Source organism: Limnospira platensis NIES-39, from assembly GCF_026000695.1.
GTDB lineage: Bacteria > Cyanobacteriota > Cyanobacteriia > Cyanobacteriales > Microcoleaceae > Limnospira > Limnospira platensis.
Genome location: NZ_AP026945.1, coordinates 1,970,545 through 1,995,569, shown reverse-complemented (window position 1 = coordinate 1,995,569; position 25,025 = coordinate 1,970,545). Strand labels below are relative to the sequence as shown.

The window sequence follows — 25,025 nt, the reverse complement described above, 5'->3', positions numbered from 1 at the left end:
TGGTGCGATCGTATCAATTATGGCGCTTACTTAGAAGAGTTGGCGATCGCCTTGAGGTGCTGACAGCGGACTAATTCCATAAAACTCAATCCTCGGCGACCCTCAATTTTAGCCACAACTTCGATCGCCTCTGCTAAAGCGGCTGCTGCGATCGCTTCCTCATAACCCCGTCGCCCAGCTACCCTAATAGCGAGATCATCAGCTTCTAATTCCATCTCAGAGCGTTGATTAGCCTGCCAGAGCCTACGCAAACCTACAGCAGCTAATCCTCCGGCCAGGAGAACACCAACAGCATCCTGCTGTATAAATTGTATCCCAGTTCCGACTATTCCCGCCACCACAATGGCTTGATTCAGGTCAGGTTTAAACCATTGCACATTAGTAACCCAGCTAACAGTCCGCAACAACAATAAATCTCGCTGTGGTCTTGATAGCTGTTCCCACAGGTCAAAATTAATCAAAATCGGTCTGGTAGTTTTCCAAGGAAGGGGAAATTCATATTCAATCACAGTAGACTGTCGAGGATTACTTTTTAGTCTAGCCATCATGCGACCGGAGGCTGGCATTAAATCTAATAGATGACGAATTTCTTTATCAGGATTCATAGTTAACAATTAATAATTAATAATTGATTATTATCACCCTCGTAGGGTGCGTCAGAGGAATAATTTATCGGGTCAACGGCAAATTTTGTTCATCTGACGCACCACCGCACCACCCCATATGGTGGTCAACAAACGGTGGGGCGGGTTTATTAATATCCCGGTGGGGATGGAAAATTGACAGCGGAACCCGCCCCTACAATTAATAATTAATTATTATCACCTGACGCACCACCGCACCACCCCATATGGTGGTCAACAAACGGTGGGGCGGGTTTATTAATATCCCGGTGGGGATGGAAAATTGACAGCGGAACCCGCCCCTACAATTAATAATTAATTATTATCACCTGACGCACCACCGCACCACTTTATATGGTGGTCAACACGGTGGGGCGGGTTTATTAATATCCCGGTGGGGATGGCAAATTGACAGCGGAACCCGCCCCTACAATTAATAATTAATTATTATCACCTGACGCACCACCGCACCACCCCATATGGTGGTCAAGAAACGGTGGGGCGGGTTTATTAATATCCCGGTGGGGATGGAAAATTGACAGCGGAACCCGCCCCTACAATTAATAATTAATTATTATCACCTGACGCACCACCGCACCACTTTATATGGTGGTCAACACGGTGGGGCGGGTTTATTAATATCCCGGTGGGGATGGCAAATTGACAGCGGAACCCGCCCCTACAATTAATAATTAATTATTATCACCTGACGCACCACCGCACCACCCCATATGGTGGTCAACACGGTGGGGCGGGTTTATTAATATCCCGGTGGGGATGGAAAATTGACAGCGGAACCCGCCCCTACAATTAATAATTAATTATTATCACCTGACGCACCACCGCACCACCCCATATGGTGGTCAACACGGTGGGGCGGGTTTATTAATATCCCGGTGGGGATGGAAAATTGACAGCGGAACCCGCCCCTACAATTAATAATTAATTATTATCACCTGACGCACCACCGCACCACCCCATATGGTGGTCAACACGGTGGGGCGGGTTTATTAATATCCCGGTGGGGATGGAAAATTGACAGCGGAACCCGCCCCTACAATTAATAATTAATTATTATCACCTGACGCACCACCGCACCACTTTATATGGTGGTCAACACGGTGGGGCGGGTTTATTAATATCCCGGTGGGGATGGAAAATTGACAGCGGAACCCGCCCCTACAATTAATAATTAATTATTATCACCTGACGCACCACCGCACCACTTTATATGGTGGTCAACACGGTGGGGCGGGTTTATTAATATCCCGGTGGGGATGGAAAATTGACAGCGGAACCCGCCCCTACAATTAATAATTAATTATTATCACCTGACGCACCACCGCACCACCCCATATGGTGGTCAACAAACGGTGGGGCGGGTTTATTAATATCCCGGTGGGGATGGAAAATTGACAGCGGAACCCGCCCCTACAATTAATAATTAATTATTATCACCTGACGCACCACCGCACCACCCCATATGGTGGTCAACAAACGGTGGGGCGGGTTTATTAATATCCCGGTGGGGATGGAAAATTGACAGCGGAACCCGCCCCTACAATTAATAATTAATTATTATCACCTGACGCACCACCGCACCACCCCATATGGTGGTCAACAAACGGTGGGGCGGGTTTATTAATATCCCGGTGGGGATGGAAAATTGACAGCGGAACCCGCCCCTACAATTAATAATTAATTATTATCACCTGACGCACCACCGCACCACCCCATATGGTGGTCAACAAACGGTGGGGCGGGTTTATTAATATCCCGGTGGGGATGGAAAATTGACAGCGGAACCCGCCCCTACAATTAATAATTAATTATTATCACCTGACGCACCACCGCACCACCCCATATGGTGGTCAACAAACGGTGGGGCGGGTTTATTAATATCCTGGTGGGGATGGAAAATTGACAGCGGAACCCGCCCCTACAATTAATAATTATTAATTACTTTTACAGGGGTTGTAGTGTGTCGGACAAAGCCGCGACAGCACCCTCTATATTAGGGGTTCCTGCTGCTGTAGCAGAAACCAATAAAACCAGGATTTGATTACCAGCTTGACGGGCAACAATCGCTCCCGACATGGGTTGGCTTCTGCCACCGATTTTTAAGGTTCCCGTCCAAGGCATTTGCACTTCTCCGGTGCCCAAAGTTTGAAAATTTCCGGGTTTAAAACCTTCGCCGCGCTCAAAGATTTCGATCGCAATTTGGGCGATCGCTAATTCGGGTAAAGCGCGATCGCTTTCACGATATCTAGCTACGACAGTATAAGCCAAGTTACCATCTGGGGACTCAAACAGGGGAAAATTGCCCGCAAACCCCACACTAAAATCCTGGATAAGTCCTACCTCAAAACGACCTTGGGGGTCCTTAAAAGTGCTACCACTTAGGGGTAATGGTTCCACAGAATTTGTGGGTTCCGGCGGCGGTGGTGCAGGTTCTGGGGTGGGTTCTGGGGTGGGTTCTGGTGTGGGGCTGGGAGTGGGTGTCGGAGTGGGAGTGGGAGTAGTCTGTTGAGCGATCGCCGATTCTGCTGGTATGTTGGTAAATGGTAGGCGATCCATATTACCGAACACGAGTAAAAGTAAAGCGGTGATGAGTCCCAAGCCTATAATTTTCAGGCGTTTTGGTTGCATAGTTTTTCCTCAAAGTAAGCCCGAATTAATCTAGTTAATTACTTGCCAAAAATAGCCGGATTTCCAAAGTCAAATAATCCCGCCATACAGCCTGTCATTAAAGTTGCCAAAGTCCCTGCCCACAAGGCAGTAAACCCTAAAGACGCGACTTCAGAACGTCGGCTGGGAATCAAGGAAGATAAACCACCGACGAAAATTCCATAGGAGGCAAAATGAGTAAATCCGCACAAAACATAGCTAACAATTAACATGGCGCGGTTGCTAATTTCGCCGTTAGCATTAAGTTGAGCGAGGGCTTGATAGGGGGGTATATTAGTTTCCAAAAGCCTTCTGCCAATTAACAGGGAAGACTGCCAGAGTTCTTGCCATTCTAGGGAGACACCCGTTAAAAAGGTGAGAGGTAAAAATAAGGCTCCCAAAATGTTTTGTAGGGTAATGACCTGAAATATATTACCTATCCAACTAAGGAGGAAAAAATTACTGTCGGACAATCCTGCCAAAGTCTGAAAGACCAAATTAACTAACGCCACCATTCCCAAAATGGCAATCAAGGCGGCGGCTATTCCTACTGCCATTTTCACGCCATCTAAAGCACCACCGATTAAGCTATCCATAGGGTTAGGAAGGCTGGCTTTATCGGTTTTTGGTTCTTCGGGAACTTTGCCCATAGTTTTGGGTTGACCAGTTTCTGGTACTAGAATTTTGGCAATGACAAAGCAGGCGGGAATTGTCATTAAGGAGGCAGAAACTAGGTGTCCGGTGATGTTGGGAAAAGTCGGCCTGAGAAATCCGGCATATAATGCTAAAACGGAGGAAGCGATCGACCCGAAACAACTGGCGAGAATGGCACATAGTTCGCTGCGGGTCATGTCTAATAAATAGGGTTTAACAGCGATCGCCGATTCAATACCAACAAAAATATTAGCGGCACCGGATAGGGATTCAGCGCCACTAATTCCCATGGTTTTCTGAAATATTTTGGCGAAAATTTGCACGACTGGCTGAATGATATTCAGTCGATATAATAAGCTGACCAAACCGGCAAAGAAAATGACTTGAGGAAGGGCGCGAAATGCTAGAACATAGGCAAAACCGGGGTTAAGATTATCGGGGCCAATGCGATCGCCTGGGACTGCGACATAGGGAGTTCCCACAGCCCTAGCAATCCAACGTCCAGCGGGACCCGGACCAGCGCGAAAGTCTGGGTCAGCTACCAAAATTGATTGTGGTCCACCAAATAAGAATCGCGCCCCAGCTTCGGAAGCGTCCAAAATTGAGTTAAGCAGGGTGCTGAGTCCCTCGACTAATTGGCTACCTAAGACAAATACAATGAGTCCAATAACCATTTGTAAGCCTATTCCCCAAATGATCACATTCCAGGGGATGACGCGCTTGTTTTCGGAAGTTAACCAAGCAATAAAGCACAAACCAGCAATTCCCAGTAGGGAAATTAAATTCAGCAGTGGATTCATAAATCTTTCCCTAAGTGCGGAAACTGAATAATTGGAGAAGCTGCACCCACAACTATAGTGATTGATGGGTTGGGGGGTTGCCCGGAAACCATCGGCTCCAATTTCGCCTCAAATCTAAATATGCCATAACTTATCAAGGGGTGGATGTACACCTCTGGGCTAAGTTATCACCAGATGATAAATGGATACTGAGGATTTTGGTTACTACGAATCTTGCACCAAATCCGGTTGAAACACAAATATATATGAATTAGGTATGTTGCGGCAGCCAAATACAATCTACAATAGGGCAAAAAGTCTGATTAAAATGGATGCTTTTCAGCTAACACCGCCTAACTGGACCAGTGATGCTGTTCACGCCTTCGAGTTTTGCTGTCCCCAATGTTCGGCCAGCAGTTTAGAAGCTCAACAGGTGTGGATTAATCGCCGATCGCCTGTATATGGGGATAATAACCGCCGCAAGTGGCAAGAATTTTATCACTGTCAATGTGGTTGTGCTTGGTGGGCTTGGAGTAGCGATCGCCCACCGTCCCCATTCAAGAATAATAATGATTCTCTGACGGAGCCCTAAATACACAAATAGCAGTCACCAGGGCGCAATTAGCCAGCGCCCTAATCAAGCTGACGCGAACATTCACGCTAATATGCCTATTTATCAATCTAGTCTTCCTTCCAATCCTCACGACCTAAGAGGTCAATGACCCTATCTCTGAGCAAAAAATCATTTTGTTCTAATTCACACTCGACCCAATCCCACTCACGGGCTGGGATATACTGGCACATGGTGTAAATTGGTTGATGGCGATCGATTAATCCTTTTTCTACCAGGTTACGCGCCTCGTCTTGAATGACTTTAATGGAATATTTGACGGTACTATGAATAACAGCTTGTACCATATTATAACCCCCTACCCAATGAATCGGGTAAATAACTAAACGGTATCCGGGACTACCTCTGGTGGTATTCCCTAAACACATTGTCCCCCAATATGTCTGTTTTATCCCTATATCTTTACTATTTTTAACAGTCTGATTAAATTCAGGGAATCATCCATCATTATTTGGGGCGATCGCACTAGGGTTAGAGTCGGGGATTTTTCCCCATAATTTGGGTAAGAGTAGCCCAGAATTTTGGCGATATTGTTCAAATTCCGGGTAGCGGGAGAGGGATTTATCTTTTTTGAGCATATTGGGGATAAAAATAGCGATCGCAAATGATGCCAGAATCACAAACGGTAGCCAATGTTGTGCTAACATCGCAAAACTGAGATAAATCAGAATTTCTCCCCCATAATTAATATTACGAGAACGGGCAAAAAATCCCTCCGTAATTAATCCGGATTTATATTTTAAGGTGTAGTATTTTTGAGCATCACTGGTGTAGTGCAAAAATACGCCCAATAGGTTAATAGAAATGGCGGCAGAAATCAATATAGGGGGTGGTTCTGAGTAACTACTAACTAATAGAAATGGAGCCACCCAATATGATATTAAAAAGGTAAACACCGCCACTCCCTTCCACCAAGTCACCTCTTCTTCCCACTGTTTATCTGGATAAATACGGCTTTTTAACAACCACAAAATCCCATAGGTTCCGTGGAGAGCGAGATAAACCCAGGGGCCGATGGTAAAGTTATTATATGCCACCATCAACCCCAGGACGACTAGAAAAGTCAAGAATTTATGGAGGTCGATCGCCTGTTTAATTTTCATGGTAACTCATCCCGCAAATACCCGATAATTGACAGCTTAAATATTGGGAAATTACCTAATTATCTGATTTAGGTTGTTATGGATTAGAGCGATCGCCGGATTCTGTGGACAATTCCGAGGATTCATCCGTATCAACACCGGCTGATAAAACCGGAGTTGATGTTGCGCCAATAGTATTAGGTAAATAAGGCCCTGAGCGTCCTTGATGGCGCATTTGTCGCATTAGGCTTACCATTTCCATGGCATTCATAGCATAATCCCAACCCTTGTTGCTTTTAATTCCGGCACGTTCCAAAGCCTGTTGCATGGAATCAGTAGTTAAGATACCAAATATCACAGGTACGCCAGTTTGGAAAGCAGAAGCCGCAATTCCTTTAGACACTTCCGCCGCCACATAATCAAAATGGGGAGTGTGTCCGCGAATGACCGCCCCCAGACAAATGATGGCATCATAGCGACCGCTGAGGGCTAATTGATTAGCCACCATGGGAATTTCAAAACTACCAGGAACCCAAATATAATCAACCTGAGTCCCGTGGGGGTCAGGATTTACCCCATGTCGCTTTAAACAATCTTGACACCCTTCTAGTAGTTTAGTGGTAATCAAATCGTTAAACCGACCAATTACGATCGCCAACTTTACGGACTCAAGCTGAGTAAAAGTACCTTCAAAAACCGTCATAATAAAATAGTCTAAATTATCTGTTGAGTATTTGAGGATAGAGGTTTGGGGTGGAAGATTTCCCCATTCCTCTGACCTCTACTAAGTTAATTGTCAATAGCCGAGGGGGCTAAACAACTAAGTAGTTAAAAACTCCTACTAAAATCACCAGCACCGCCCACAGGCCAGAACCGATAAAAATGAGGGGCTTAGACTGACTCCAATTTTGAGGAGAAGCATAAGCCACAGGAACCGCGACAATCATGAGGAAGGACACAATCACCAAAGCCGCCAAAAGCACTTGAAACAGAAGTGTTAACATTTTTTTCTCCCAAGCAAAAAGGATAAGCGTAAGTACAAATAACGATAGATTAGCCGAGATCAGCCTTTTCGGCTCGTACTTTATATTTACGCTACCAGAAATTGCACCGTCTGATAAACCCAGATTTTAGGAATTGTGTGTTGATTGTGCTTCTTGGGCGACTTGGGAGACTTCATCAGTAGCCAATTGTTGCAAAACCTCTTGAACTTCCTCGCCCCCCAGGCGAGATAAGGCTTGGGCGATGCGGTGGCGGATCTGCCAATCTGGGTCTGATGCACGGGATATTAATAGGGGTATGGCTTGACGATCGCCTAATTCTCCCAAAGCGCTGATCGCAACGGTTTGGATCAATTCGTTGCCATGAATCAGGCCATGTTCGAGGAGTTCAAGACCGCGCGGATCTCCCAATTCTCCTAAAGCGGCAATAATGCTCAATTGCACCAACCATTCGGAGGTATTATGGTAAACCTGATGGAGGTCTTCAAAGGCTTCTGTGAGTTTCAAAGCCCCGATGGAATCGGCGGCGGCTGCTTGGACATCAGGTTCTGGATCGTTAAGCAGACAATCGCGCAATAGGTTTAAAGAGAGGTCGCGATCTTGGTGTCCGAGGCTGGCCATTTGGCTAACTGCTGCATATCGGACTCGGGTATCTGAGTCAGCGATCGCCCTTTGCAGTAATTCAAAGCCGATACTTTTTTCGAGTTGACGGATTTGGTTAACCCCCCGTAAGCGATCGCCAAGATTTTCCGAACTCAGTTGTTGCACAATGGACTCTGGAGTAATAGTCATTTTGGTTAAACAGTTAAGCAGTTGCTGTCGGTTAAGGTCCGGGGCTACTCTCACCCTAGGGGGAGAACTAACCTTTAAGGACTATTCCCATCTTATTCTGCGATGAGAGCTTAATTTAATCGCAGATTAGTTGAACCACCAATTAGGGCGATGCGCTACCATACCAATGGTGCGAGACGTTCGGGTATGAAATAGAGCCCAAATGCGCGAAATAACTCCCGACGGTGAGAACTTCAACCCCTTGGTTGATTGGGTCGCATCCCTGACCATCCCATAAAACAGCCTAATTTTTTGTGCTCATCTTCGAGACTTCCAACATGGTTGCCAAGGTGAAGCGAAAAATCAGGTCTAAGACTACCAAGCTAAACAGTGCTTTTGGATCATCTTTCTAAAAGCTTTGCGGGATACCGCCTCCATTACCTTAACAGGTAATGGTGCTATCGTTGCATTATCCGGAACCGGAAAAATGCCGCGTAAATGTATCAAAAAACTAACAACAACTGGGGAAACCGATGGGCTTCAGTCGTCATCAGTACCTATAGCCATGACTCGGATAATATCCCCACAGGTCAAAATACCGATTAATTTTTTGGACCCATCCAAAACTGGCAGGCGATGCACTTGTTTTTGGTTCATCAACCGGGCTGCTTCTGACAGAGAGCAATCTGGTTTAATGGTGATCATGGGTCCGTTACTCATTACGTCTCCCACGGTTTGACCGAGGGCTTTGTGTAATTCCTTTTCGTAGCGAGAGGGATTTTCGAGATAAATCACACTGTCGAGAATAGTGATGTAGGCTGGTGGGGTCACGCCACTTTGCTGCCAGATAATATCAGTTTCCGAGATAAAGCCCACCAATTTACCCGTGTTATCCATCACGGGAAGCCCCCCAATTCGGTTCTGGGCTAGTAGGGCGATCGCATCAGTTAAGGGCGCATCAGGACTAATCACAAGGGGATTAGGGGTCATTACATCGGCAACGGTTTTAGCCATGGTCTCTGCTTCCGGTTTCACTGTCGGTCTATAGTTCTCATCTTATCGAAAAATTGGCATACGATGACATATTCCCGACACCCACCGGTTAGGATAGGTGCGGGCTTCAGGAGAATGATGGGGTACAGCGCTCTGGAGTCAAGGGGAGATCCGACGGTCTGTGGGGATGATCAGCATGGTATTATTGGTGATAATTTCCAGAGCGATCGCCTCTTCTCCCAGTGTGCGACCCATGCGGTAGGAACCCCGCACCATCGCGCCGAGGTGTCGCTGCAACATCGCCGCCGTCATGTAAGATTTCACCAAAACGATAGGTTCCCCCACCCAATTTTTCTCCCTGGGATTGAGCCAATTGCCATGGGAAAGGGTGGTGTTGTAGCCGCCGGCGGGTTGGGTCAGTTGTTGGATAAAGCCTTGAGCCTGTGAATATTTGTGAGCGGGAATGTGCCAGCGCACGGCGTAGGGCAACCTATCAAGGCGGATTTGAGAAGAGGCGATCGCATTTTCCACCACGGGATATAAAAGGCTATTTTGGGCGGTGATGGTATGGGGAATCAGCTTGGGCAGAATGTTGGCAATGTGTTCCATGATTTTGCCTTGGATTTGATAGTTATAGTTGGGGGGAACCCCTTACATAACTAACTCTGGGAAATGATGATTTTTTTATGCAGGGGCTGGTTGCACCCTCAACAGCGATCGCCACCAAAACGCCCCAGGAGCCTCCCAGAGCCTTGACATCCCTTGGGGGGTAGGGGAACTGGTGATTAATCTTCTGCTGCCCGCAATGACTCGAATAACCGCCGCAAAATCGATCGCAGTTGTTGGCGGGACTCATTTTCTGGATCTTCTCGCATTGCCAATTCTCGCTCGGAGTCGGCTACAGATTGGGCGATTAAGGCTTCCAATTCCTGGGCGGCGGACTCCACTTGTAGGGGTTCCTTGGTTTCTAATAATAGGGCTTTTTCCAGTTGGGCGACAACTGCTTGGCGTGCTTCCGCAGACCATTCACCCCAACCGGACCAATAGGACTCTAATTCCGCAAATCGGGACGGGTCGGCGAGGGGTTCGGCGAGTTCCAATAAATCCAACAGCCGATCGCATTCTAACAGGTCTTGGCGATCGATACTCGGTTCTGGATATTCTGTTTCTAGGGCGGGGGTAAATCCGACAATTTTTCCCCAGGTTTGGGGCGGGTTAATTTCTACGGCAATATAGGCAATGCGATCGCCTATTATTGACCCTTGGGGAATCTCCAAACTTTCGGCATCAGCCGCTAGGGGGATACATTCAACTATTCCCAAACTGCGGCTATCTTCAAAGATTTCTAAATCCGCCAAATCTGTCAAAACCTGGGCGGCGACATTCCAGGCGCTACTGGTGCGGAAATCCGATTGATAATCGAACCTTTTTAGATAGCGATGCACCACCCAAACAGCGATCGCTTTTTTGGCAATCTCTGAAAATTGGGAAGGTTCAATGTCACGGGAAAGCCTTTGTAAATACTGGGTTATTTTGGGCGGAATCGGAATCAGTTGACCGAATAATTCTTGAGTGTTCATGGTGTTAATATATGGCTCTGGTTAACAGCTTGTATAGGGGTAAATATCCCCATCTAAATCTAGTTCCTGAGAAAGGCGATCGCCCATCTTTTTCAACAGGGGACTGATGGTGCGACTCCAAGCCCCGTTGACGACTCCCGGCGGTATCTTAAAATGTTCGGCGACCAATTTTAGGGTGTATTTTTCCCCCTTAGAGACGCGATCGTAAATGAACAATAAAGCATCTTGAACCGTAATGGGCGGCGGTGGGGTTTGGCGGACAAAAGAACTCGTTAACTCTCCCGTCGGGTCGTTTTCAATTTCGCGGCGGATACCTTCTAACCGGGGAATATCTACCGAGGGCTGCGGTTCATTTTCAATATTGTAAGGTGTTTCCGGATCGGGTTTGGGGGGATTATCATCGATTAACTCCCGCCGTTGTTGCAGTCGGTTTTTATACTCCCCTTTACAGCGAATATCCCAGAGAGTGAAGGGACTAGCAGCGTTGTCAATATCGGGGTCGTAAACTTTCCCACCCCGAACATTTCCATGAATTTTGCGTTCTATATAATCCCAAGCGACCGCCACCGCTTCAACATACAGTAAATCATCCCGATATTGGGGCGGTTCTCCCCGCCAAAAACAGTGTTCCGGTGCCGCCATCATCATTCGCATCGCCTCCCGTCGCAGGCGTTTGCTTTCTCTAGCAGATTTGGCTTTTAGCGCCCGACGCAAAATGTCTTTTACCTCCTCATGGGGACATTTAGAATCTTCTGTCATTGCCACATTCCTCCACTTGGTAGACCTGCTGAGATTATCCCACATTATCGTAGGGTGCGATCGCCTTTCCGACATCTTTCTTAATCGGCGGGAAATCTATTCATCTGACGCACCGCCGCTGCTGCTGAGATTATCCCACATTATCGTAGGGTGCGATCGCCTTTCCGATACCCTTCTTAATCGGCGGGAAATCTATTCATCTGACGCACCGCCGCTGCTGCTGAGATTATCCCACATTATCGTAGGGTGCGATCGCCTTTCCGACACCTTTCTTAATCAGGGGGAAATCTATTCATCTGACGCACCGCCTCTGCTGCTGAGATTATCCCACATTATCGTAGGGTGCGATCGCCTTTCCGACACCTTTCTTAATCGGCGGGAAATCTATTCATCTGACGCACCGCCGCTGCTGAGATTATCCCACATTATCGTAGGGTGCGATCGCCTTTCCGATACCCTTCTTAATCAGGGGGAAATTGTTACTGATTAAGGCTTGACTTTTTCCCATATTTGACATATCATAACAGCATGGGAGAATGTGCGGGCATATATATAGCCCCTATCGTGGTCAAGAAACCGGGTTTATCAACCTCAGCCAAGAATATCGGAGATAAACTCATGGAACCGGAATAGGATCTTTCCCAAATGAAAAGGAGACCAAATCCTTTTGCCAAGCCCTTAACAAAACAAGTCACAATTTCTCTGGGAATTGATGTGATCGAATATTTTCAAAATATGGCTCAAAAAGAAGGGGTATCTTATCAGGAACTCATTAATCTTTACCTCCAAGATTGCGTCACTTCTCAACGCCAATTATCTGTCAATTAGTTCGATTATAGCGGTTCGGTGGATTGGTGAGGTACTTTTCAAAGCCCCTCTCCCTCTTTGGGAGAGGGGTTTGGGGTGAGGGCTTTACCTTATGAATATGAAAAACGCTATAGATAAACTGGGTGAGTCAGAAATCCGGTTTCTCAACATCTCTCGTAGGGAGAAAAAAACCATTTCTAATGATTTCTCAAATCCGGTAATCCCCTCTCCCGTTTAAGGAGAGAGGTTGTGGGTGAGGGTCAATCTTTACCCCAGGCCGTAACAGCCCAACGCCCCCCAATGCACCGGATGCTCAAACGGACAACCCTTGTCGTTGGCATACATTTTAACCGCTCTTTGCGCATCCGAGACACCCATGAGGAGTGGCTCGTGATTAACGTGATTAGCCAGTCGATTCTCCTCAGCTTTCAGATGATTTTCCACCGGCTCTTTATACTGTTTCTTAAACTCCGCCCCCGTCATTTGGCGCATTTTTTGCTGTGCCGCTTGCAAAGCCCGAACCCGGTTTAACCCCCCTTGGCGCTGTTCATGATAGAGAATCGATAACAGCGCCGCCGAACAGTCGTAAATCGACCACTGACTGGCAATGAGACCCCGCGCCCCCGCACAGAGAAATCCCGTACTTAATGCCACAGGTTCATCAATGGCACTACTCGGCGAAAATAGCCCCGTTTCGCAACAGGAGAGAAACACCTCGTCTAGTTTCGGGAAACGCCAACCCGGAGAAAACAGTTGGCTGACGCTGATAGTGCCGTCACTCAATTTTAATCCCGACTCCTGAGAATTGTCAAAGCGACTTTGGGCGTGGTGGGTGCTGACCAGGCGGTTAACTTGTGCCAGTAATTGCCGGTAGTTTTGGCGGGTGGCTGCGGCACCAATCAGGCGACGTTGGGGGTCAATTTTGAACAATTCCGCCACCTTTGACCCCTCGAAACCGCTAAAGGGTAGGTCGTCCGTGGCATTTTCTGCCGTGCCATAATCGCTCATGGAGACCGGACCCCGATGGTGACAGAAGCCCAGAACTTGCAGACTGGGGGCGTATCGGAGCAGGAATTTATCGCCCAGATAACCCTCACCCCCAGCCCCTCTCCCAGTGGGCGAGGAGAGATTGATGGGTAACGCCACAAAGGGGATTTGATGGAGAAACAGATGGGGAACAATCACTAATTCCTCCATGTCTTGGAGGTGTTCGGTGATCAGGCGGTTGAGTTGCAGGCGGTGGGCAATTTCCGCCAGGGTGTCCGGCATTTGTTCCCGCCACTGGGTTTTATCGCTGAGGTAGGGCTTCATCCAAGTTTTTATTAACCACATTTGTAGGGTTTCTAGTCCCTGTCCTTTGCAGGTGAAACAATGGGGTTGGGACTCTCCGGGTCGCAGGATGAAAATATGGGTGTCGTCGTCGGTGGTATAGAAGTTGAGAATTGCGGTTTTTTTCGAGAGTAGGGGTTGAAAGTCCGAGAGTTTGGGGGGTTGAACCTGTCGCAGTTTGGCGACCACTTCATCAACGCCACCAATTTGGTCGAGGATGTCTTGTTTTTGGCGTTCGATTTCGGCAATGTCAGCGGAGACGGCGGTGGCGGCGCGGAGTTGGCGGGTTTTGAGTCCGTCGGGTTTCGTTTCCCCGGAGTCGTCTTGAAATTCCTGGCGTTTTTGGGCAATTTGGTCATCGAGGCGATCGAGTTGTTGTAGCCACTCCTGCACCTGGGGGGGAATATTGCCGTCGGCGTAAAGGTCAGCAGTTGCCATCAAGTCTACCAGACGTTTCGCCCGCACCCGTTCCACAATTTCCAGGGCGGTGGGGATGTCGTCAAGGTTGATGGCAGCTTGGATGGCATTTTCATAGACATAAATCGACTCCTGGATAATCTGCTGGCGGCGACTTTCACTGAGCGCCCCACGGCGAGATTGCTCAATGGCTGCAATGGCAGTCTGATACTGGTTTAAGGCTTGTTGCCAATGCCCTTGATTAAATTCCAAGTTAGCCCAATTGCGAGCGGTTTGTAGGCAATCTAAGGGGGCGGTGTCGGGCTTCCTGACCGTGAGGGCATCTTCGTAGCATTTGATAGCCCGTTGCAGGTGGGCAGCGCGATCGCCTGTGGGGAGGTCAGAGTAGGCTAAACCCAGGTTGTTTTGGGTGGTCGCCCATTGTAAGGGGGCGGTGTCGGGCTTCCAGACGGTGAGGGCATTTTCGTAGCATTTGATAGCCTGTTGCAGGTTGGCAGCGCGATCGCCTGTGGGGAGGTCAGAGTAGGCATTCCCCAGGTTGTTTTGGGTCGTCGCCCATTGTAAGGGGGCGGTGTCGGGCTTCCAGACCGTGAGGGCATCTTCGTAGCATTTGATAGCCTGTTGCAGGTTGGCAGCGCGATCGCCTGTGGGGAGGTCAGAGTAGGCATTCCCCAGGTTGTTTTGGGTCGTCGCCCATTGTAAGGGGGCGGTGTCCGGCTTCCTGACGGTGAGGGCCTTGTTGTAGCAGTCGATAGCCCGTTGCAGGTGGGTGGCGCGATCGCCTGTGGGGAGGTCAGAGTAGGCAGAACCCAGGTTGTTTTGGGTGGTCGCCCAATCTAAGGGGGCGGTGTCGGGCTTCCTGACCGTGAGGGCATCTTCGTAGCATTTGATAGCCTGTTGCAGGTTGGCGGCGCGATCGCCTGTGGGGAGGTCAGAGTAGGCATTACCCAGGTTGTTTTGGGTCCCCGCCCAATCTAAGGGGGCGGTGTCGGGGTTCCAGACCGTGAGGGCCTTGTTGTAGCAGTTGATAGCCTGTTGCAGGTGGGCAGCGCGATCGCCTGTGGGGAGGTCAGAGTAGGCAGAACCCAGGTTGTTTTGGGTCCCCGCCCATTCTAAGGGGGCGGTGTCCGGCTTCCTGACGGTGAGAGCCTTGTTGTAGCAGTCGATAGCCCGTTGCAGGTTGGCGGCGCGATCGCCTGTGGGGAGGTATAAGTAGGCTAAACCCAGGTTGTTTTGGGTCCCCGCCCAATCTAAGGGGGCGGTGTCCGGCTTCCAGACGGTGAGGGCATTGTTGTAGCATTTGATAGCCTGTTGCAGGTGGGCAGCGCGATCGCCTGTGGGGAGGTCAGAGTAGGCAGAACCCAGGTTGTTTTGGGTCATCGCCCAATCTAAGGGGGCGGTGTCCGGCTTCCAGACGGTGAGGGCATTGTTGTAGCATTTGATAGCCTGTTGCAGGTTGGCAGCGCGATCGCCTGTGGGGAGGTCAGAGTAGGCTAAACCCAGGTTGTTTTGGGTCATCGCCCAATCTAAGGGGGCGGTGTCGGGGTTCCTGACGGTGAGGGCGTTGTTGTAGCATTGAATAGCCTGTTGCAGGTGGGCAGCGCGATCGCCTGTGGGGAGGTATAAGTAGGCATTACCCAGGTTGTTTTGGGTCCCCGCCCAATCTAAGGGGGCGGTGTCCGGCTTCCTGACGGTGAGGGCATCTTCGTAGCATTTGATAGCCTGTTGCAGGTTGGCAGCGCGATCGCCTGTGGGGAGGTCAGAGTAGGCAGAACCCAGGTTGTTTTGGGTGGTCGCCCATTGTAAGGGGGCGGTGTCGGGGTTCCAGACGGTGAGGGCATTGTTGTAGCAGTTGATAGCCCGTTGCAGGTTGGCAGCGCGATCGCCTGTGGGGAGGTATAAGTAGGCATTACCCAGGTTGTTTTGGGTCATCGCCCAATCTAAGGGGGCGGTGTCGGGCTTCCAGACGGTGAGGGCATTTTCGTAGCATTTGATAGCCTGTTGCAGGTTGGCAGCGCGATCGCCTGTGGGGAGGTCAGAGTAGGCAGAACCCAGGTTGTTTTGGGTGGTCGCCCATTCTAAGGGGGCGGTGTCGGGCTTCCAGACCGTGAGGGCATCTTCGTAGCATTTGATAGCCTGTTGCAGGTTGGCAGCGCGATCGCCTGTGGGGAGGTCAGAGTAGGCAGAACCCAGGTTGTTTTGGGTCATCGCCCAATCTAAGGGGGCGGTGTCGGGGTTCCAGACGGTGAGGGCATTGTTGTAGCAGTTGATAGCCTGTTGCAGGTGGGCAGCGCGATCGCCTGTGGGGAGGTCACAGTAGGCATTACCCAGGTTGTTTTGAGTTTGTGCCCACTTGTCTGGGAGGCGTTCTGGGGGTCGTGCTTCCAGTACCAACCCATAGAGTAAAATGGCAATAGCTACATTCTGTTCTCGGCGACCTCGGGGATACTCCAGAAGACTAATAGCGATGTTTTCAATCAGTCCAACGACGGCTGCTTCTATCTCCTTATTTCCCAAGATGTGATCTTGTTGGAGAAAGGTTTTCGCTGCATCAGGTAATTGAGGGTCAAGTCTGCCACCCCGTTGATCCAATTCCTGATAAACCGCTTCAGCACCTCCCTTCATTTCGGCTTGCAGCAAGGCTTCAAATAATGCTGTTCTCTCCGGGCTATCTTCCCCCGTCTCCAATACTCCCCGCAGTTGTTCCCGTCCCTGTTGGGCAATTTGCAGGGTTCCCTCCAGGGTCCGCCAAAACTGTTTTTGGGTCAGTTGGCTATCTTCTAACGGTAAATCCGCCCGCAACCGCACTTCCCCATCATCCGGGTCTCGCTGCCACCTTGCCAGTTTATATTGCCAACCCAGATGCAGCAAGGTTTCCAAAGCCGCCTCATAGTGGGGATGGTCGTCACCCAGGGTCAACAATTGGGGCAGAAATATCTTGACAAATTCCCCATTTTCTGATACTTCTACAACTACGGTTAAGCCCTCCACCTGCAAAATCAGGCGTTGCTGTTCCGACTCTGGCTGATAGTCCCAGCCGCGCCCATCTAACCAGCCACAAATTTGTTCAAATAATGGTTTCATCATATCCTCGTCTTTTGTATTGAAGTTCTCAGAAACAGATGCACAGAGGACAGTCCCCAGGGGAAACTGGCTGTGCTGGCCATGGATTCAAAGGGTCATCAAACCGAATCCCCCTCACCTTGTAACTGTTGCAGTTGCGCCTCAAGTTCTGCCAACCCCTCAGCGGACAACATCTCCCGCAACGCCGCCATCATTTGGGCGGTGGTGGTCTTTCCTCCGGGGTCATTTCCCGTCGCCAACACCCCCTGCAACCTTTCCACGCCCTCATTGGTGAGTTGAATTAACCCCGACAGCAGGCGGTTAAACTGTTTTTCGGTCAGGGTGGCATCTGCCAAGGCTATCCCGGTGCTGGTTCGCACTTCTCCATCACTGGGGTCATATTCCCACCGCAATAGCTTCTCCTCCCAGGCGATGGTTAACATGGTCTGAAACGCCACGCCTTTATATACATGGTCTTTCAGGTTCAATAGCTGCGGCGCAAACAGAGCCAAATATTCCCCGTCTTCTTGCACCTGAATCACAATCATAAAATCCTCCACCTGTTCGGACTTGACTGCGGTAATGATGCGATTTCGGTCGGTGTCGCTGTGGTAGCGCCATCCGCGATTATCCAGAAAACCCGCCACCTGTGCTAAGGTTGTCGCCATATTCCCAACTCCTCGGAGATGTTTACTCTCACTCATATACTAACAGGGTCAAAAATCCTGCCTACAACTGTTCTATCGATTCCGGACCGGTTTTTTATGCACCATGGGATTGAGGGAGGGACGACGACGGAGCCAAAGCCCAACCAGGAGGGGGTTTACAGGTGGGGAAATTTTTGGGGATTGAGGCTTGACTTGTGGGGAAATTTGAGGTAATATAACACCATGGGAAACTGTGCCGCCATATATATTCCCGGCCACCAAGAAACCCCGTTGATAGTTGGTTGATAGTTGTCGCTCAGGGGGTCATCAACCAGGTTTGTCGCCACTGGAAAAGTTTTCAGCCCGCCAGGCGCAGATTATCTGATTTTAACCACCGTCACTCTCTCCTCAACTTTATGGAAAACCCGTCTATTTCCTCTTGGTCTTCAGGTTTACTGGCTGGTCTCACAGCTTGTACATTAGGATTGGCAACAGTTCCGGTACGAGCGCAACAGCCCATGTATCGACCGATTCCCATGGTTTCTGGTGAAGTGGTAGAGGACATCCTCTCACCACAAGATATTCCCATCGGAGATGGAGGCTTTTTGCGGGACTATCGCATCCGCCTGGAAACCGATGATACAGTGATGGTTGATCTGATGTCCGATGATTTTGATACTGTGGTGGTGTTGTTATCGTCTGATGGTATAGCGATCGCCGAAAATGACGATCGCCCGGACGGGACTACCAACTCTCTCCTGTTTGCTCGCATTGTGGAGGGAGGGGATTATATTGTGAGAGTTCGTGCTTTTGGAGAAGTAAGAGGCGGAAATTTTCGGCTGAAGGTGACGCGCTTAGTTCCGGCTGAATGAGGCGGAAACTCCCGGCTTCTCAGTGATTGATGATTATCTATTCCCAGCCCGCCGCCCTCCTGCGATAGAATCGGGGAAGTATCGATATCAATCAATTGAACTGGACAGTTATCAGAAAAATGGGTCTAAAACCCTGTCCTTCTAGGACGGCTTTTCTTGATTCTCAATATCAGCCTTGAGCACATCAAGGAATGCTCCACCGACTACAGCATTTGGTAAGCTAAGTTAGTATAATACTACAAAACCACTGAGCCTACAGCGATGAAAGCACGCTATCAGTATAGAATCTACCCCACCGTCGGACAGCAGCAAAGCCTTGCTCAACTGTTTGGCTGTGTGAGAGTAGCTTTTAATGATGGGTTAGCGTTCTCAAAACAGTCTGGGCAGTATCCGGGGGTTAAGGTACTCTCAGGGCGGTTGACCGAGGCAAAGAAGACTATGGAAAGGGCGTGGCTTGGTGATGTTTCCTCCGTTCCATTGCAGCAAGCTCTCCAGGACTTAGACATTGCCTACCGTAACTTTTTTAAATCCGTTAAGGGCGAACGCAAGGGGCCAAGGGTAAACCCCCCTCGATTCAAAAAGAAGACAAACCGGCAATCTGCTCGTTTTACCAAAGCAGCATTTAAACTGAAAGGCTCTAAAGTCTATGTCGCCAAAATTGGGGAGTTAAAAACGAAGTGGTCGAGACCCCTGCCCTCTGAGCCTAGTTCAGTGACAGTGATTAAAGACTGTGCAGGGCGTTACTTTGTGAGTTTCGTAGTGGAGATTCAGCCCATCACCGTCGAACCTAAAAACCAAGGGGTCGGCGTAGATTTGGGACTGGAAACCTTAGCCACATTAAGCACGGGTGAGAAGGTGAAGGCATCTAACACCAATACCTTAGACCGCAAAATCCGCAAGGGTAAGCGTAAACTAGCTAGGTCTGTTAAAGGCTCTAGGGGACGAGGGCGTTTACGGGTGGCGATCGCCCGTACAGAAGCGAAACAGTCCGATATTCGCCAAGACTTCAACCAAAAGCTGGCGACTCGATTAGTGGGAGACAACAGCGTCGTGGTGTTGGAGGATTTGAATGTCTCAGGTATGGTTAAAAACCGCTGTCTAGCCAGGGCCATCAGTCGGGCCGGGTGGCGACAGATTAGAACCCTGTGTGAAGCCAAGGCTAACATGATTAATGAGCGAGAGGTGAGGGTCATCAGTCGATGGGAACCCACTTCTGGGACTTGTTCATGTTGTGGCGATCGCTGGGGCAAACTAGACCTCTCGATCCGGTCTGTGCTTTGCTTAAATTGCGGGGCAGAACAGGACCGCGATATCAACGCCAGTGTAAATATTTTGGCGGCAGGGCTTGCCGACCTGAATGGGCAAACGTTAAGCTATGTTAGACCCCAGCCTGGGGCAGTGGCTTGTTTGTCTACCCGTCAGGAGGCTATCTAATGGTCAAACGAGGAATCCCCACGCCTTTAGGCTGGGGAGGATGTCAAATGCAGATTTCACCCCTAGGATTCTTGCACAAAAAACTACTACCGATCGCGATCGCCTTATGGTTGGGACTGGTTGGATATTTTGGGGGGGAAACCGTGGCGCTGGCTGCGCCTACCCATCCCAGCGTCCTAGGGAGTCTGTTTTCCTTCTCAGGACAGCGACCCGATAACCTAGGAGTACACGACGGCCATCTCTCCGATTGTCCCGATTCCCCTAACTGCGTTTCCACCCAAAGCCAGGACGCGGTTCATTATATCGAACCTTTCACCTATTCCAACTCTGGGGAGGAAGCATTGGCTCAAATCAAACAAGTGGTCGAGAGTATGGACAACGCCAAAATCGTGACGGCGGATGACCATTATCTTAATGCCGAATTTACCTCGGCGATTATGGGCTTTGTGGATGATGTAGAATTTTATTTAGATGATCACGCGGCGCTGATTCAAGTGCGATCGGCTTCCCGACTGGGAGAGTCAGATTTGGGAGTTAATCGCGATCGGATCGAAACCATCAGAAGCCTTTTGAATCTATAATCAAACCAAAACCCCCAATCCGTTGAGGAAAGGGGGTTAATTGGTTATGTGAGTAGTCCCAGATTACAGAGCGTTACCGCGAGGTAGAACTTCTTCGGGGAATACAAAGTTTTGGTGAGGTTGATCGGCTGGAGCCATCCAAGCGCGAATACCTTCGTTAAGTAGAATGTTCTTAGTATAGAAGGTTTCAAACTCAGGATCTTCTGCCGCCCGCAGTTCTTGGGACACGAAGTCATAAGCCCGCAGGTTCAAAGCTAGACCTACTACACCGATGGAACACATCCACAGCCCTGTTACAGGAACAAACAGCATGAAGAAGTGTAACCAGCGTTTGTTGGAAAAAGCAATACCAAAAATCTGAGACCAGAAGCGGTTAGCTGTCACCATGGAGTAGGTTTCTTCCGCTTGGGTGGGTTCAAAAGCTCGGAAGGTGTTAGAACCTTCTCCGTCTTCAAACAGGGTGTTTTCTACTGTAGCACCGTGAATAGCACAGAGTAGCGCACCACCCAGGATGCCCGCAACTCCCATCATGTGGAAGGGGTTGAGAGTCCAGTTGTGGAATCCTTGGAAGAATAGGATAAACCGGAAGATGCCTGCTACACCAAAGCTGGGAGCAAAGAACCATCCAGATTGACCCAAGGGGTACATTAAGAATACGCTCACGAACACCGCAATAGGACCGGTGAAAGCGATCGCATTATAAGGACGAATGCCAACCAACCGGGCGATTTCTAACTGACGCAGGCAGAACCCAATCAGCGCGAAAGCTCCGTGTAGAGCTACAAAAGCCCATAAACCCCCTAATTGACACCAGCGGGTAAAGTCCCACTGAGCTTCGGGACCCCACAGGAACAGCAGGGAGTGACCCAGACTGTTGGCGGGGGTGCTGACGGCAGCGGTCAGGAAGTTGCAGCCTTCGAGGTAGGAACTGGCGAGTCCGTGAGTGTACCAAGAGGTAACAAAGGTGGTTCCGGTGAGCCATCCGCCGATAGATAGATAGGCACAGGGGAACAGCAGGATACCAGACCATCCTACGAATACAAAGCGATCGCGCTTCAGCCAGTCATCGAGGACATCAAACCATCCTCTAGTGACTTGGGGGCGTTCGACTGCTATTGTCATAAACCCAAATCTCCGAATAAATTATAATTTCCAGTAAATCAGCCAACTGATCTCTATTGTAAAATCTAGCTTCCCGTTATTAACAGAAAGTTAGGAATATGATCGATGCAGTTAACTTTTCTTTACCTATCTTAACAGTATAAACATAAATTCTCAGATTGGCAAGTCCCAGAATGAAATTAATGGCGAGGGTACTACTGGGGATCGGTAATAGTCCAGAAGTGATGCGATCGCCTGATTCCTGGCGAGGTAAGAGTTATGATGTCAAGCAGACAGTGCCGATATCTGCCATACTGATGAGAGTCGGTGTTAAACTTAACGTTTTTTTAAGACTTTTCTATGTTCACCATTGACATCATCGTTAAATATGTCCCGGTTCCCCTATCGGTACAAAGAAAGACCCAAGAGGACGCTGTAGGGGTCTATAACCAGGTCCTAGACATGATGCGCTCAGACCATCGGCAACTGTTAGAGCTAACCTGCGAGAAAATGACCGATAAAAAAGTAGCTGTCCTCAGCAGCGAAATCTCGGCCGTGCAGATTTCCGAAAAATCTGGCACCACAGCCACAGGTAGATCTCCTGGATTTGTAGCCTTAACAGAATGAGCCAATCTGCCATACCCGAAACAACCAACCCGGCTATTGAGGTAAAAAACCTGAACTTTCAATGGTCGGGAGGTGCTAGAGTCCTGACTTCTTGTTCCCTAGCCGTCCCTAAAGGGGAATTTTGGATGTTGCTTGGTACTAATGGCAGCGGCAAATCAACCCTGTTGCGGCTACTGACGGGACTGTTGCAGTCCCAGTCCGGTGAGATTAACATTCAGGGACGGGTGGGGTTTGTCTTCCAAAATCCCGATCACCAACTGGTTATGCCTACTGTGGGGGCAGATGTGGCCTTTGGTTTGGTGGAAGACCGCCTCCCCCTAGAAGAAGTTAGACGGCGGGTTGAGGATGCTTTGGGGGCGGTGAAATTGCTGGAATTGCAACGCCGCCCTATTTATGCCCTCAGCGGAGGACAAAAACAGCGTATAGCTATTGCAGGTGCGATCGCTAGACATTGCCAAGTCCTACTTTTTGATGAACCTACCGCCCTACTAGACCCCGACAGTCAGCGAGACCTGGTTATTCAAGTTCGCCATTTAGTCAAAAATCGCGGCATTACCGCCCTCTGGGTGACACACCGCCTCGATGAACTTGACTACAGCGATGGTGCTTTTTTGTTGGAAAACGGCCGTGTCGTGGCTCAGGGAAACCCTGAACCCCTAAAACGCCGATTGATGCAAAATCATCAAGCCTAGATTGGAAAACTTGATTTTTTCATCCTACCTAACGAAAAAAATGCCATTATTGAAACTAAGCAAAAATTGTCCACTGTTCAATATGAGCTTTCCAGTAATAAATCATGTCACGCTCTTTAACCAATGCCGTCCTGTTTGTAGACGGTTATAACATCATCGGAATTTGGCCCGGTCTGCAACAAAAGCGCGACGGGGAAAGCACGGAGTCAGCCCGGCGACATCTGATCGAAAGTCTGATTAATTACAGTGCTTTTGAAGGTCTTGATGCTCGCATTGTCTTCGATGCTCACTATCAGAATACTCCCGGTGTCAGTGAAAAGGTCAGCCGTAATCTGTTGATTCACTATACAGCTTATGGTCAAACTGCTGACACTTATATAGAAAAAATGTGTGCGTCCCTGCGTCATAAATTGCGACTGTCACGGCGGCGGTTGCTGGTGGCTACCTCAGACCGCGCACAACAGTTGACTGTCATGGGCTACGGTGCTGAATGGATGTCTGCAATGCAGCTATCGGAAGCTGTTGAGGCCTCTAATCGACAGCGCCAACGTCGCCACCAAACTCCAAAGCGATCGAGGAGTCGCTTTCTTGACAGTTCCCTAGACCCTGAGTCTCAAAGGCGTTTGGCTCAGTTGCGGATGGGGCTAAAATAAATTTGAGCAAAATGCTTGACAAAATTTTACCACTGGGTTACTATAGTTAACTGTGGCTAAGATAACCACAACCCACTTTCCTCGGTAGCTCAGTGGTAGAGCGGTCGGCTGTTAACCGATTGGTCGTAGGTTCGAATCCTACCCGGGGAGTTTAGTATAAACCCTTATCCTGACAGCGATAGCGGGCTATTACTCAACCCGATAACTATGCCTAGTTACTCAAATGTTACTCATAACTTAGTCCTAGCACCGGAAAATAATTCTGTCAATAGGTTGATTACTCAGTCAACAAGCACAACTTAATCAATCTGTCAAACACTCATACCACCCCCCAACCAAACACCGATAGGGTAACTCCCTTGTGATAGCAGTCAATGGCAAGCCTATCGGTTCGTAACGAACCATTGACTGCTATCACATCGTTCGTTTCCCCAGGAGTGCTTGTTTCGGTTGGGGGAGGATATGGCTCAAAAACAACCCATAGGGGAACCCACTAGGTTATCAATGTACAACGATACCCCTATCAATGTACAACGATATCAGACCGCCTACCTGACTCCCGTAGGGAACCAGGTTATTGGGGAAATATTGAGGAACCTACTCGCTACCAACAAAATGCGATCGCATAATCACGACTAACCCGGCTATGACATACTGAAGCGATACCCCCAAACAACTTTTCAACTGGTGACTTGTTTCCTCATCTCTCGCTGATACCTACATAATCCTAGAGAATTGATTCCCCATCGAAACCGATACCTACATACCGCTAGACAAGTCTCCAATTTATAGGGGTACTGAGTTCCGCACGGGATGATTACCCCTAATAGACGGGTTAAGGTTTTGGCTTAGGGTGTTTATTGTGGGTAAATTAGAGGCAAGCATTCATATAAATTTTTAACAGTCCGTTGCAACAGTCTGCTGCAACAGTCTGTTAGCCAAATAGTGCCAATATAACAATAACTGCCAATACTCCTAATACATTAACAAATGGTACGGGATTAACTGGAAATAATTTTAATGGGAGTACTGCCACAACATGGGCGGTTGCTTATGGCACTACAGCAAACACAGCCTGTCAAGGCAATGATAGTAGATTATCTGACGCTAGGACTCCCACAACGCACACACATTCAAATATTACATTAACTGCAGGTGATGGTTGATCCGGAGGAGGAACTTTAGCAGCTAATAGAACAATTAATGTAGATTCAACTGTAGTTAGAACTACAGGTAATCAAACTTTAACAGGAATTAAAACA

At 48.9% G+C, this 25,025-nt stretch carries 27 protein-coding genes, 1 tRNA gene and 1 pseudogene; 13 read left to right on the top strand and 16 right to left on the bottom strand.

Annotated elements, in window-relative coordinates:
* Positions 1 to 26: 26 nt before the first annotated feature.
* The 3 genes from N39L_RS09835 to N39L_RS09825 form a co-directional block, all read right to left on the bottom strand.
* On the bottom strand, positions 27 to 605 hold the full coding sequence (locus N39L_RS09835) for a DUF3318 domain-containing protein (RefSeq protein WP_006618271.1): 579 nt from the start codon (positions 603 to 605) through the stop codon (positions 27 to 29).
* 1,983 nt (positions 606 to 2,588) lie between these two features.
* Positions 2,589 to 3,272 carry a hypothetical protein gene (locus N39L_RS09830; protein ID WP_014275096.1) on the bottom strand — a complete coding sequence of 228 codons (684 nt, stop codon included), beginning with the start codon at positions 3,270 to 3,272 and terminating at the stop codon, positions 2,589 to 2,591.
* A gap of 38 nt (positions 3,273 to 3,310) precedes the next feature.
* On the bottom strand, positions 3,311 to 4,744 hold the full coding sequence (locus N39L_RS09825; RefSeq protein WP_006617720.1) for a NupC/NupG family nucleoside CNT transporter: 1,434 nt from the start codon (positions 4,742 to 4,744) through the stop codon (positions 3,311 to 3,313).
* Positions 4,745 to 5,051: 307 nt separating this feature from the next.
* Here N39L_RS09825 and N39L_RS09820 point away from each other — a divergent pair, with 307 nt between their 5' ends.
* Positions 5,052 to 5,315 (top strand): hypothetical protein, encoded by a 264-nt coding sequence (locus tag N39L_RS09820; RefSeq protein ID WP_014275095.1) that lies wholly within the window; start codon positions 5,052 to 5,054, stop codon positions 5,313 to 5,315.
* Between the two features lie 89 nt (positions 5,316 to 5,404).
* Here N39L_RS09820 and N39L_RS09815 read toward each other — a convergent pair whose 3' ends face one another.
* From N39L_RS09815 to N39L_RS09775, 9 genes are all read right to left on the bottom strand, one after another.
* A complete protein-coding gene (locus N39L_RS09815) occupies positions 5,405 to 5,641 on the bottom strand; it encodes a DUF4327 family protein (protein WP_014275094.1) in 237 nt (78 codons plus the stop codon).
* A gap of 150 nt (positions 5,642 to 5,791) precedes the next feature.
* Complete coding sequence (locus tag N39L_RS09810) at positions 5,792 to 6,457, bottom strand: methyltransferase family protein (protein ID WP_006617717.1); 666 nt, start codon at positions 6,455 to 6,457, stop codon at positions 5,792 to 5,794.
* 76 nt (positions 6,458 to 6,533) lie between these two features.
* Positions 6,534 to 7,139 carry a 6,7-dimethyl-8-ribityllumazine synthase gene (gene ribH / locus N39L_RS09805; protein WP_006617716.1) on the bottom strand — a complete coding sequence of 202 codons (606 nt, stop codon included), beginning with the start codon at positions 7,137 to 7,139 and terminating at the stop codon, positions 6,534 to 6,536.
* A gap of 109 nt (positions 7,140 to 7,248) precedes the next feature.
* The gene (gene psbZ, locus N39L_RS09800; RefSeq protein ID WP_006617715.1) at positions 7,249 to 7,440 is read right to left on the bottom strand and encodes a photosystem II reaction center protein PsbZ; all 192 of its coding nucleotides are present in this window, start codon (positions 7,438 to 7,440) and stop codon (positions 7,249 to 7,251) included.
* Between the two features lie 126 nt (positions 7,441 to 7,566).
* Positions 7,567 to 8,229: a phycobilisome degradation protein NblB gene (gene nblB, locus N39L_RS09795; RefSeq protein ID WP_014275093.1), complete on the bottom strand. Its 663-nt coding sequence runs from the start codon at positions 8,227 to 8,229 to the stop codon at positions 7,567 to 7,569.
* Between the two features lie 519 nt (positions 8,230 to 8,748).
* Positions 8,749 to 9,222 (bottom strand): CBS domain-containing protein, encoded by a 474-nt coding sequence (locus N39L_RS09790; RefSeq protein WP_006617713.1) that lies wholly within the window; start codon positions 9,220 to 9,222, stop codon positions 8,749 to 8,751.
* Positions 9,223 to 9,360: 138 nt separating this feature from the next.
* Positions 9,361 to 9,810: a hypothetical protein gene (locus tag N39L_RS09785; protein ID WP_006617712.1), complete on the bottom strand. Its 450-nt coding sequence runs from the start codon at positions 9,808 to 9,810 to the stop codon at positions 9,361 to 9,363.
* Between the two features lie 176 nt (positions 9,811 to 9,986).
* On the bottom strand, positions 9,987 to 10,781 hold the full coding sequence (locus tag N39L_RS09780; protein WP_014275092.1) for a DUF1822 family protein: 795 nt from the start codon (positions 10,779 to 10,781) through the stop codon (positions 9,987 to 9,989).
* 21 nt (positions 10,782 to 10,802) lie between these two features.
* A complete protein-coding gene (locus tag N39L_RS09775; RefSeq protein ID WP_014275091.1) occupies positions 10,803 to 11,540 on the bottom strand; it encodes a hypothetical protein in 738 nt (245 codons plus the stop codon).
* A 16-nt stretch (positions 11,541 to 11,556) separates the two neighbouring features.
* On the opposite strand from N39L_RS09775, the gene N39L_RS09770 reads away from it, so the two are divergent.
* Complete coding sequence (locus N39L_RS09770; protein ID WP_434221618.1) at positions 11,557 to 12,030, top strand: hypothetical protein; 474 nt, start codon at positions 11,557 to 11,559, stop codon at positions 12,028 to 12,030.
* A gap of 155 nt (positions 12,031 to 12,185) precedes the next feature.
* A complete protein-coding gene (locus N39L_RS09765; protein WP_006617709.1) occupies positions 12,186 to 12,368 on the top strand; it encodes a hypothetical protein in 183 nt (60 codons plus the stop codon).
* A 246-nt stretch (positions 12,369 to 12,614) separates the two neighbouring features.
* Here N39L_RS09765 and N39L_RS09760 read toward each other — a convergent pair whose 3' ends face one another.
* The 3 genes from N39L_RS09760 to N39L_RS09750 form a co-directional block, all read right to left on the bottom strand.
* Complete coding sequence (locus N39L_RS09760; RefSeq protein WP_014275089.1) at positions 12,615 to 17,180, bottom strand: CHAT domain-containing protein; 4,566 nt, start codon at positions 17,178 to 17,180, stop codon at positions 12,615 to 12,617.
* Positions 17,181 to 17,275: 95 nt separating this feature from the next.
* Positions 17,276 to 17,824 carry a type III secretion system chaperone family protein gene (locus tag N39L_RS09755; protein ID WP_014275088.1) on the bottom strand — a complete coding sequence of 183 codons (549 nt, stop codon included), beginning with the start codon at positions 17,822 to 17,824 and terminating at the stop codon, positions 17,276 to 17,278.
* 155 nt (positions 17,825 to 17,979) lie between these two features.
* Positions 17,980 to 18,150 carry a hypothetical protein gene (locus N39L_RS09750; RefSeq protein ID WP_014275087.1) on the bottom strand — a complete coding sequence of 57 codons (171 nt, stop codon included), beginning with the start codon at positions 18,148 to 18,150 and terminating at the stop codon, positions 17,980 to 17,982.
* 69 nt (positions 18,151 to 18,219) lie between these two features.
* Here N39L_RS09750 and N39L_RS09745 point away from each other — a divergent pair, with 69 nt between their 5' ends.
* The 3 genes from N39L_RS09745 (at position 18,220) to N39L_RS09735 (ending at position 20,690) form a co-directional block, all read left to right on the top strand.
* A complete protein-coding gene (locus tag N39L_RS09745; RefSeq protein ID WP_014275086.1) occupies positions 18,220 to 18,675 on the top strand; it encodes a hypothetical protein in 456 nt (151 codons plus the stop codon).
* A 261-nt stretch (positions 18,676 to 18,936) separates the two neighbouring features.
* Entirely contained in the window at positions 18,937 to 20,109 is a 1,173-nt protein-coding gene (locus tag N39L_RS09740) for an RNA-guided endonuclease InsQ/TnpB family protein (RefSeq protein ID WP_006617931.1), read from the top strand.
* A complete protein-coding gene (locus N39L_RS09735; RefSeq protein ID WP_006617930.1) occupies positions 20,109 to 20,690 on the top strand; it encodes a DUF1499 domain-containing protein in 582 nt (193 codons plus the stop codon). The genes N39L_RS09740 and N39L_RS09735 overlap by 1 nt, the downstream gene beginning before the upstream one ends.
* 63 nt (positions 20,691 to 20,753) lie before the next feature.
* Here N39L_RS09735 and psbD read toward each other — a convergent pair whose 3' ends face one another.
* Positions 20,754 to 21,812, bottom strand: a complete 1,059-nt coding sequence (psbD, locus tag N39L_RS09730) for a photosystem II D2 protein (photosystem q(a) protein) (protein WP_006617906.1) — start codon at positions 21,810 to 21,812, stop codon at positions 20,754 to 20,756.
* 182 nt (positions 21,813 to 21,994) lie between these two features.
* Here psbD and N39L_RS09725 point away from each other — a divergent pair, with 182 nt between their 5' ends.
* The 7 genes and pseudogenes from N39L_RS09725 to N39L_RS33295 all read left to right on the top strand — a co-directional run.
* Positions 21,995 to 22,165, top strand: coding sequence for a hypothetical protein (locus N39L_RS09725; RefSeq protein WP_157888687.1), 171 nt, complete (start codon positions 21,995 to 21,997; stop codon positions 22,163 to 22,165).
* Positions 22,152 to 22,418 (top strand): UPF0367 protein family, encoded by a 267-nt coding sequence (locus tag N39L_RS09720; RefSeq protein ID WP_006616120.1) that lies wholly within the window; start codon positions 22,152 to 22,154, stop codon positions 22,416 to 22,418. The genes N39L_RS09725 and N39L_RS09720 overlap by 14 nt, the downstream gene beginning before the upstream one ends.
* Positions 22,415 to 23,110, top strand: coding sequence for an energy-coupling factor ABC transporter ATP-binding protein (locus N39L_RS09715; protein WP_006616119.1), 696 nt, complete (start codon positions 22,415 to 22,417; stop codon positions 23,108 to 23,110). Before N39L_RS09720 ends, N39L_RS09715 begins: the two co-directional genes overlap by 4 nt.
* 104 nt (positions 23,111 to 23,214) lie before the next feature.
* Complete coding sequence (locus N39L_RS09710; protein WP_006616118.1) at positions 23,215 to 23,763, top strand: NYN domain-containing protein; 549 nt, start codon at positions 23,215 to 23,217, stop codon at positions 23,761 to 23,763.
* Between the two features lie 78 nt (positions 23,764 to 23,841).
* A tRNA-Asn gene (locus N39L_RS09705) sits at positions 23,842 to 23,913 on the top strand.
* Positions 23,914 to 24,267: 354 nt separating this feature from the next.
* Entirely contained in the window at positions 24,268 to 24,402 is a 135-nt protein-coding gene (locus N39L_RS09700) for a hypothetical protein (protein ID WP_286131449.1), read from the top strand.
* A 560-nt stretch (positions 24,403 to 24,962) separates the two neighbouring features.
* A pseudogene (locus N39L_RS33295) lies at positions 24,963 to 25,025 on the top strand (hypothetical protein); the annotation flags it as partial.

Coding starts and splice junctions, on each gene's coding strand:
- N39L_RS09835 (WP_006618271.1), bottom strand. CDS start 605: ATGAATCCTGATAAAGAAATTCGTCATCTATTAGATTTAATGCCAGCC.
- N39L_RS09830 (WP_014275096.1), bottom strand. CDS start 3,272: ATGCAACCAAAACGCCTGAAAATTATAGGCTTGGGACTCATCACCGCT.
- N39L_RS09825 (WP_006617720.1), bottom strand. CDS start 4,744: ATGAATCCACTGCTGAATTTAATTTCCCTACTGGGAATTGCTGGTTTG.
- N39L_RS09820 (WP_014275095.1), top strand. CDS start 5,052: ATGGATGCTTTTCAGCTAACACCGCCTAACTGGACCAGTGATGCTGTT.
- N39L_RS09815 (WP_014275094.1), bottom strand. CDS start 5,641: ATGGTACAAGCTGTTATTCATAGTACCGTCAAATATTCCATTAAAGTC.
- N39L_RS09810 (WP_006617717.1), bottom strand. CDS start 6,457: ATGAAAATTAAACAGGCGATCGACCTCCATAAATTCTTGACTTTTCTA.
- ribH (WP_006617716.1), bottom strand. CDS start 7,139: ATGACGGTTTTTGAAGGTACTTTTACTCAGCTTGAGTCCGTAAAGTTG.
- psbZ (WP_006617715.1), bottom strand. CDS start 7,440: ATGTTAACACTTCTGTTTCAAGTGCTTTTGGCGGCTTTGGTGATTGTG.
- nblB (WP_014275093.1), bottom strand. CDS start 8,229: ATGACTATTACTCCAGAGTCCATTGTGCAACAACTGAGTTCGGAAAAT.
- N39L_RS09790 (WP_006617713.1), bottom strand. CDS start 9,222: ATGGCTAAAACCGTTGCCGATGTAATGACCCCTAATCCCCTTGTGATT.
- N39L_RS09785 (WP_006617712.1), bottom strand. CDS start 9,810: ATGGAACACATTGCCAACATTCTGCCCAAGCTGATTCCCCATACCATC.
- N39L_RS09780 (WP_014275092.1), bottom strand. CDS start 10,781: ATGAACACTCAAGAATTATTCGGTCAACTGATTCCGATTCCGCCCAAA.
- N39L_RS09775 (WP_014275091.1), bottom strand. CDS start 11,540: ATGACAGAAGATTCTAAATGTCCCCATGAGGAGGTAAAAGACATTTTG.
- N39L_RS09765 (WP_006617709.1), top strand. CDS start 12,186: ATGAAAAGGAGACCAAATCCTTTTGCCAAGCCCTTAACAAAACAAGTC.
- N39L_RS09760 (WP_014275089.1), bottom strand. CDS start 17,180: ATGATGAAACCATTATTTGAACAAATTTGTGGCTGGTTAGATGGGCGC.
- N39L_RS09755 (WP_014275088.1), bottom strand. CDS start 17,824: ATGGCGACAACCTTAGCACAGGTGGCGGGTTTTCTGGATAATCGCGGA.
- N39L_RS09745 (WP_014275086.1), top strand. CDS start 18,220: ATGGAAAACCCGTCTATTTCCTCTTGGTCTTCAGGTTTACTGGCTGGT.
- N39L_RS09740 (WP_006617931.1), top strand. CDS start 18,937: ATGAAAGCACGCTATCAGTATAGAATCTACCCCACCGTCGGACAGCAG.
- N39L_RS09735 (WP_006617930.1), top strand. CDS start 20,109: ATGGTCAAACGAGGAATCCCCACGCCTTTAGGCTGGGGAGGATGTCAA.
- psbD (WP_006617906.1), bottom strand. CDS start 21,812: ATGACAATAGCAGTCGAACGCCCCCAAGTCACTAGAGGATGGTTTGAT.
- N39L_RS09725 (WP_157888687.1), top strand. CDS start 21,995: ATGGCGAGGGTACTACTGGGGATCGGTAATAGTCCAGAAGTGATGCGA.
- N39L_RS09720 (WP_006616120.1), top strand. CDS start 22,152: ATGTTCACCATTGACATCATCGTTAAATATGTCCCGGTTCCCCTATCG.
- N39L_RS09715 (WP_006616119.1), top strand. CDS start 22,415: ATGAGCCAATCTGCCATACCCGAAACAACCAACCCGGCTATTGAGGTA.
- N39L_RS09710 (WP_006616118.1), top strand. CDS start 23,215: ATGTCACGCTCTTTAACCAATGCCGTCCTGTTTGTAGACGGTTATAAC.
- N39L_RS09700 (WP_286131449.1), top strand. CDS start 24,268: ATGTACAACGATACCCCTATCAATGTACAACGATATCAGACCGCCTAC.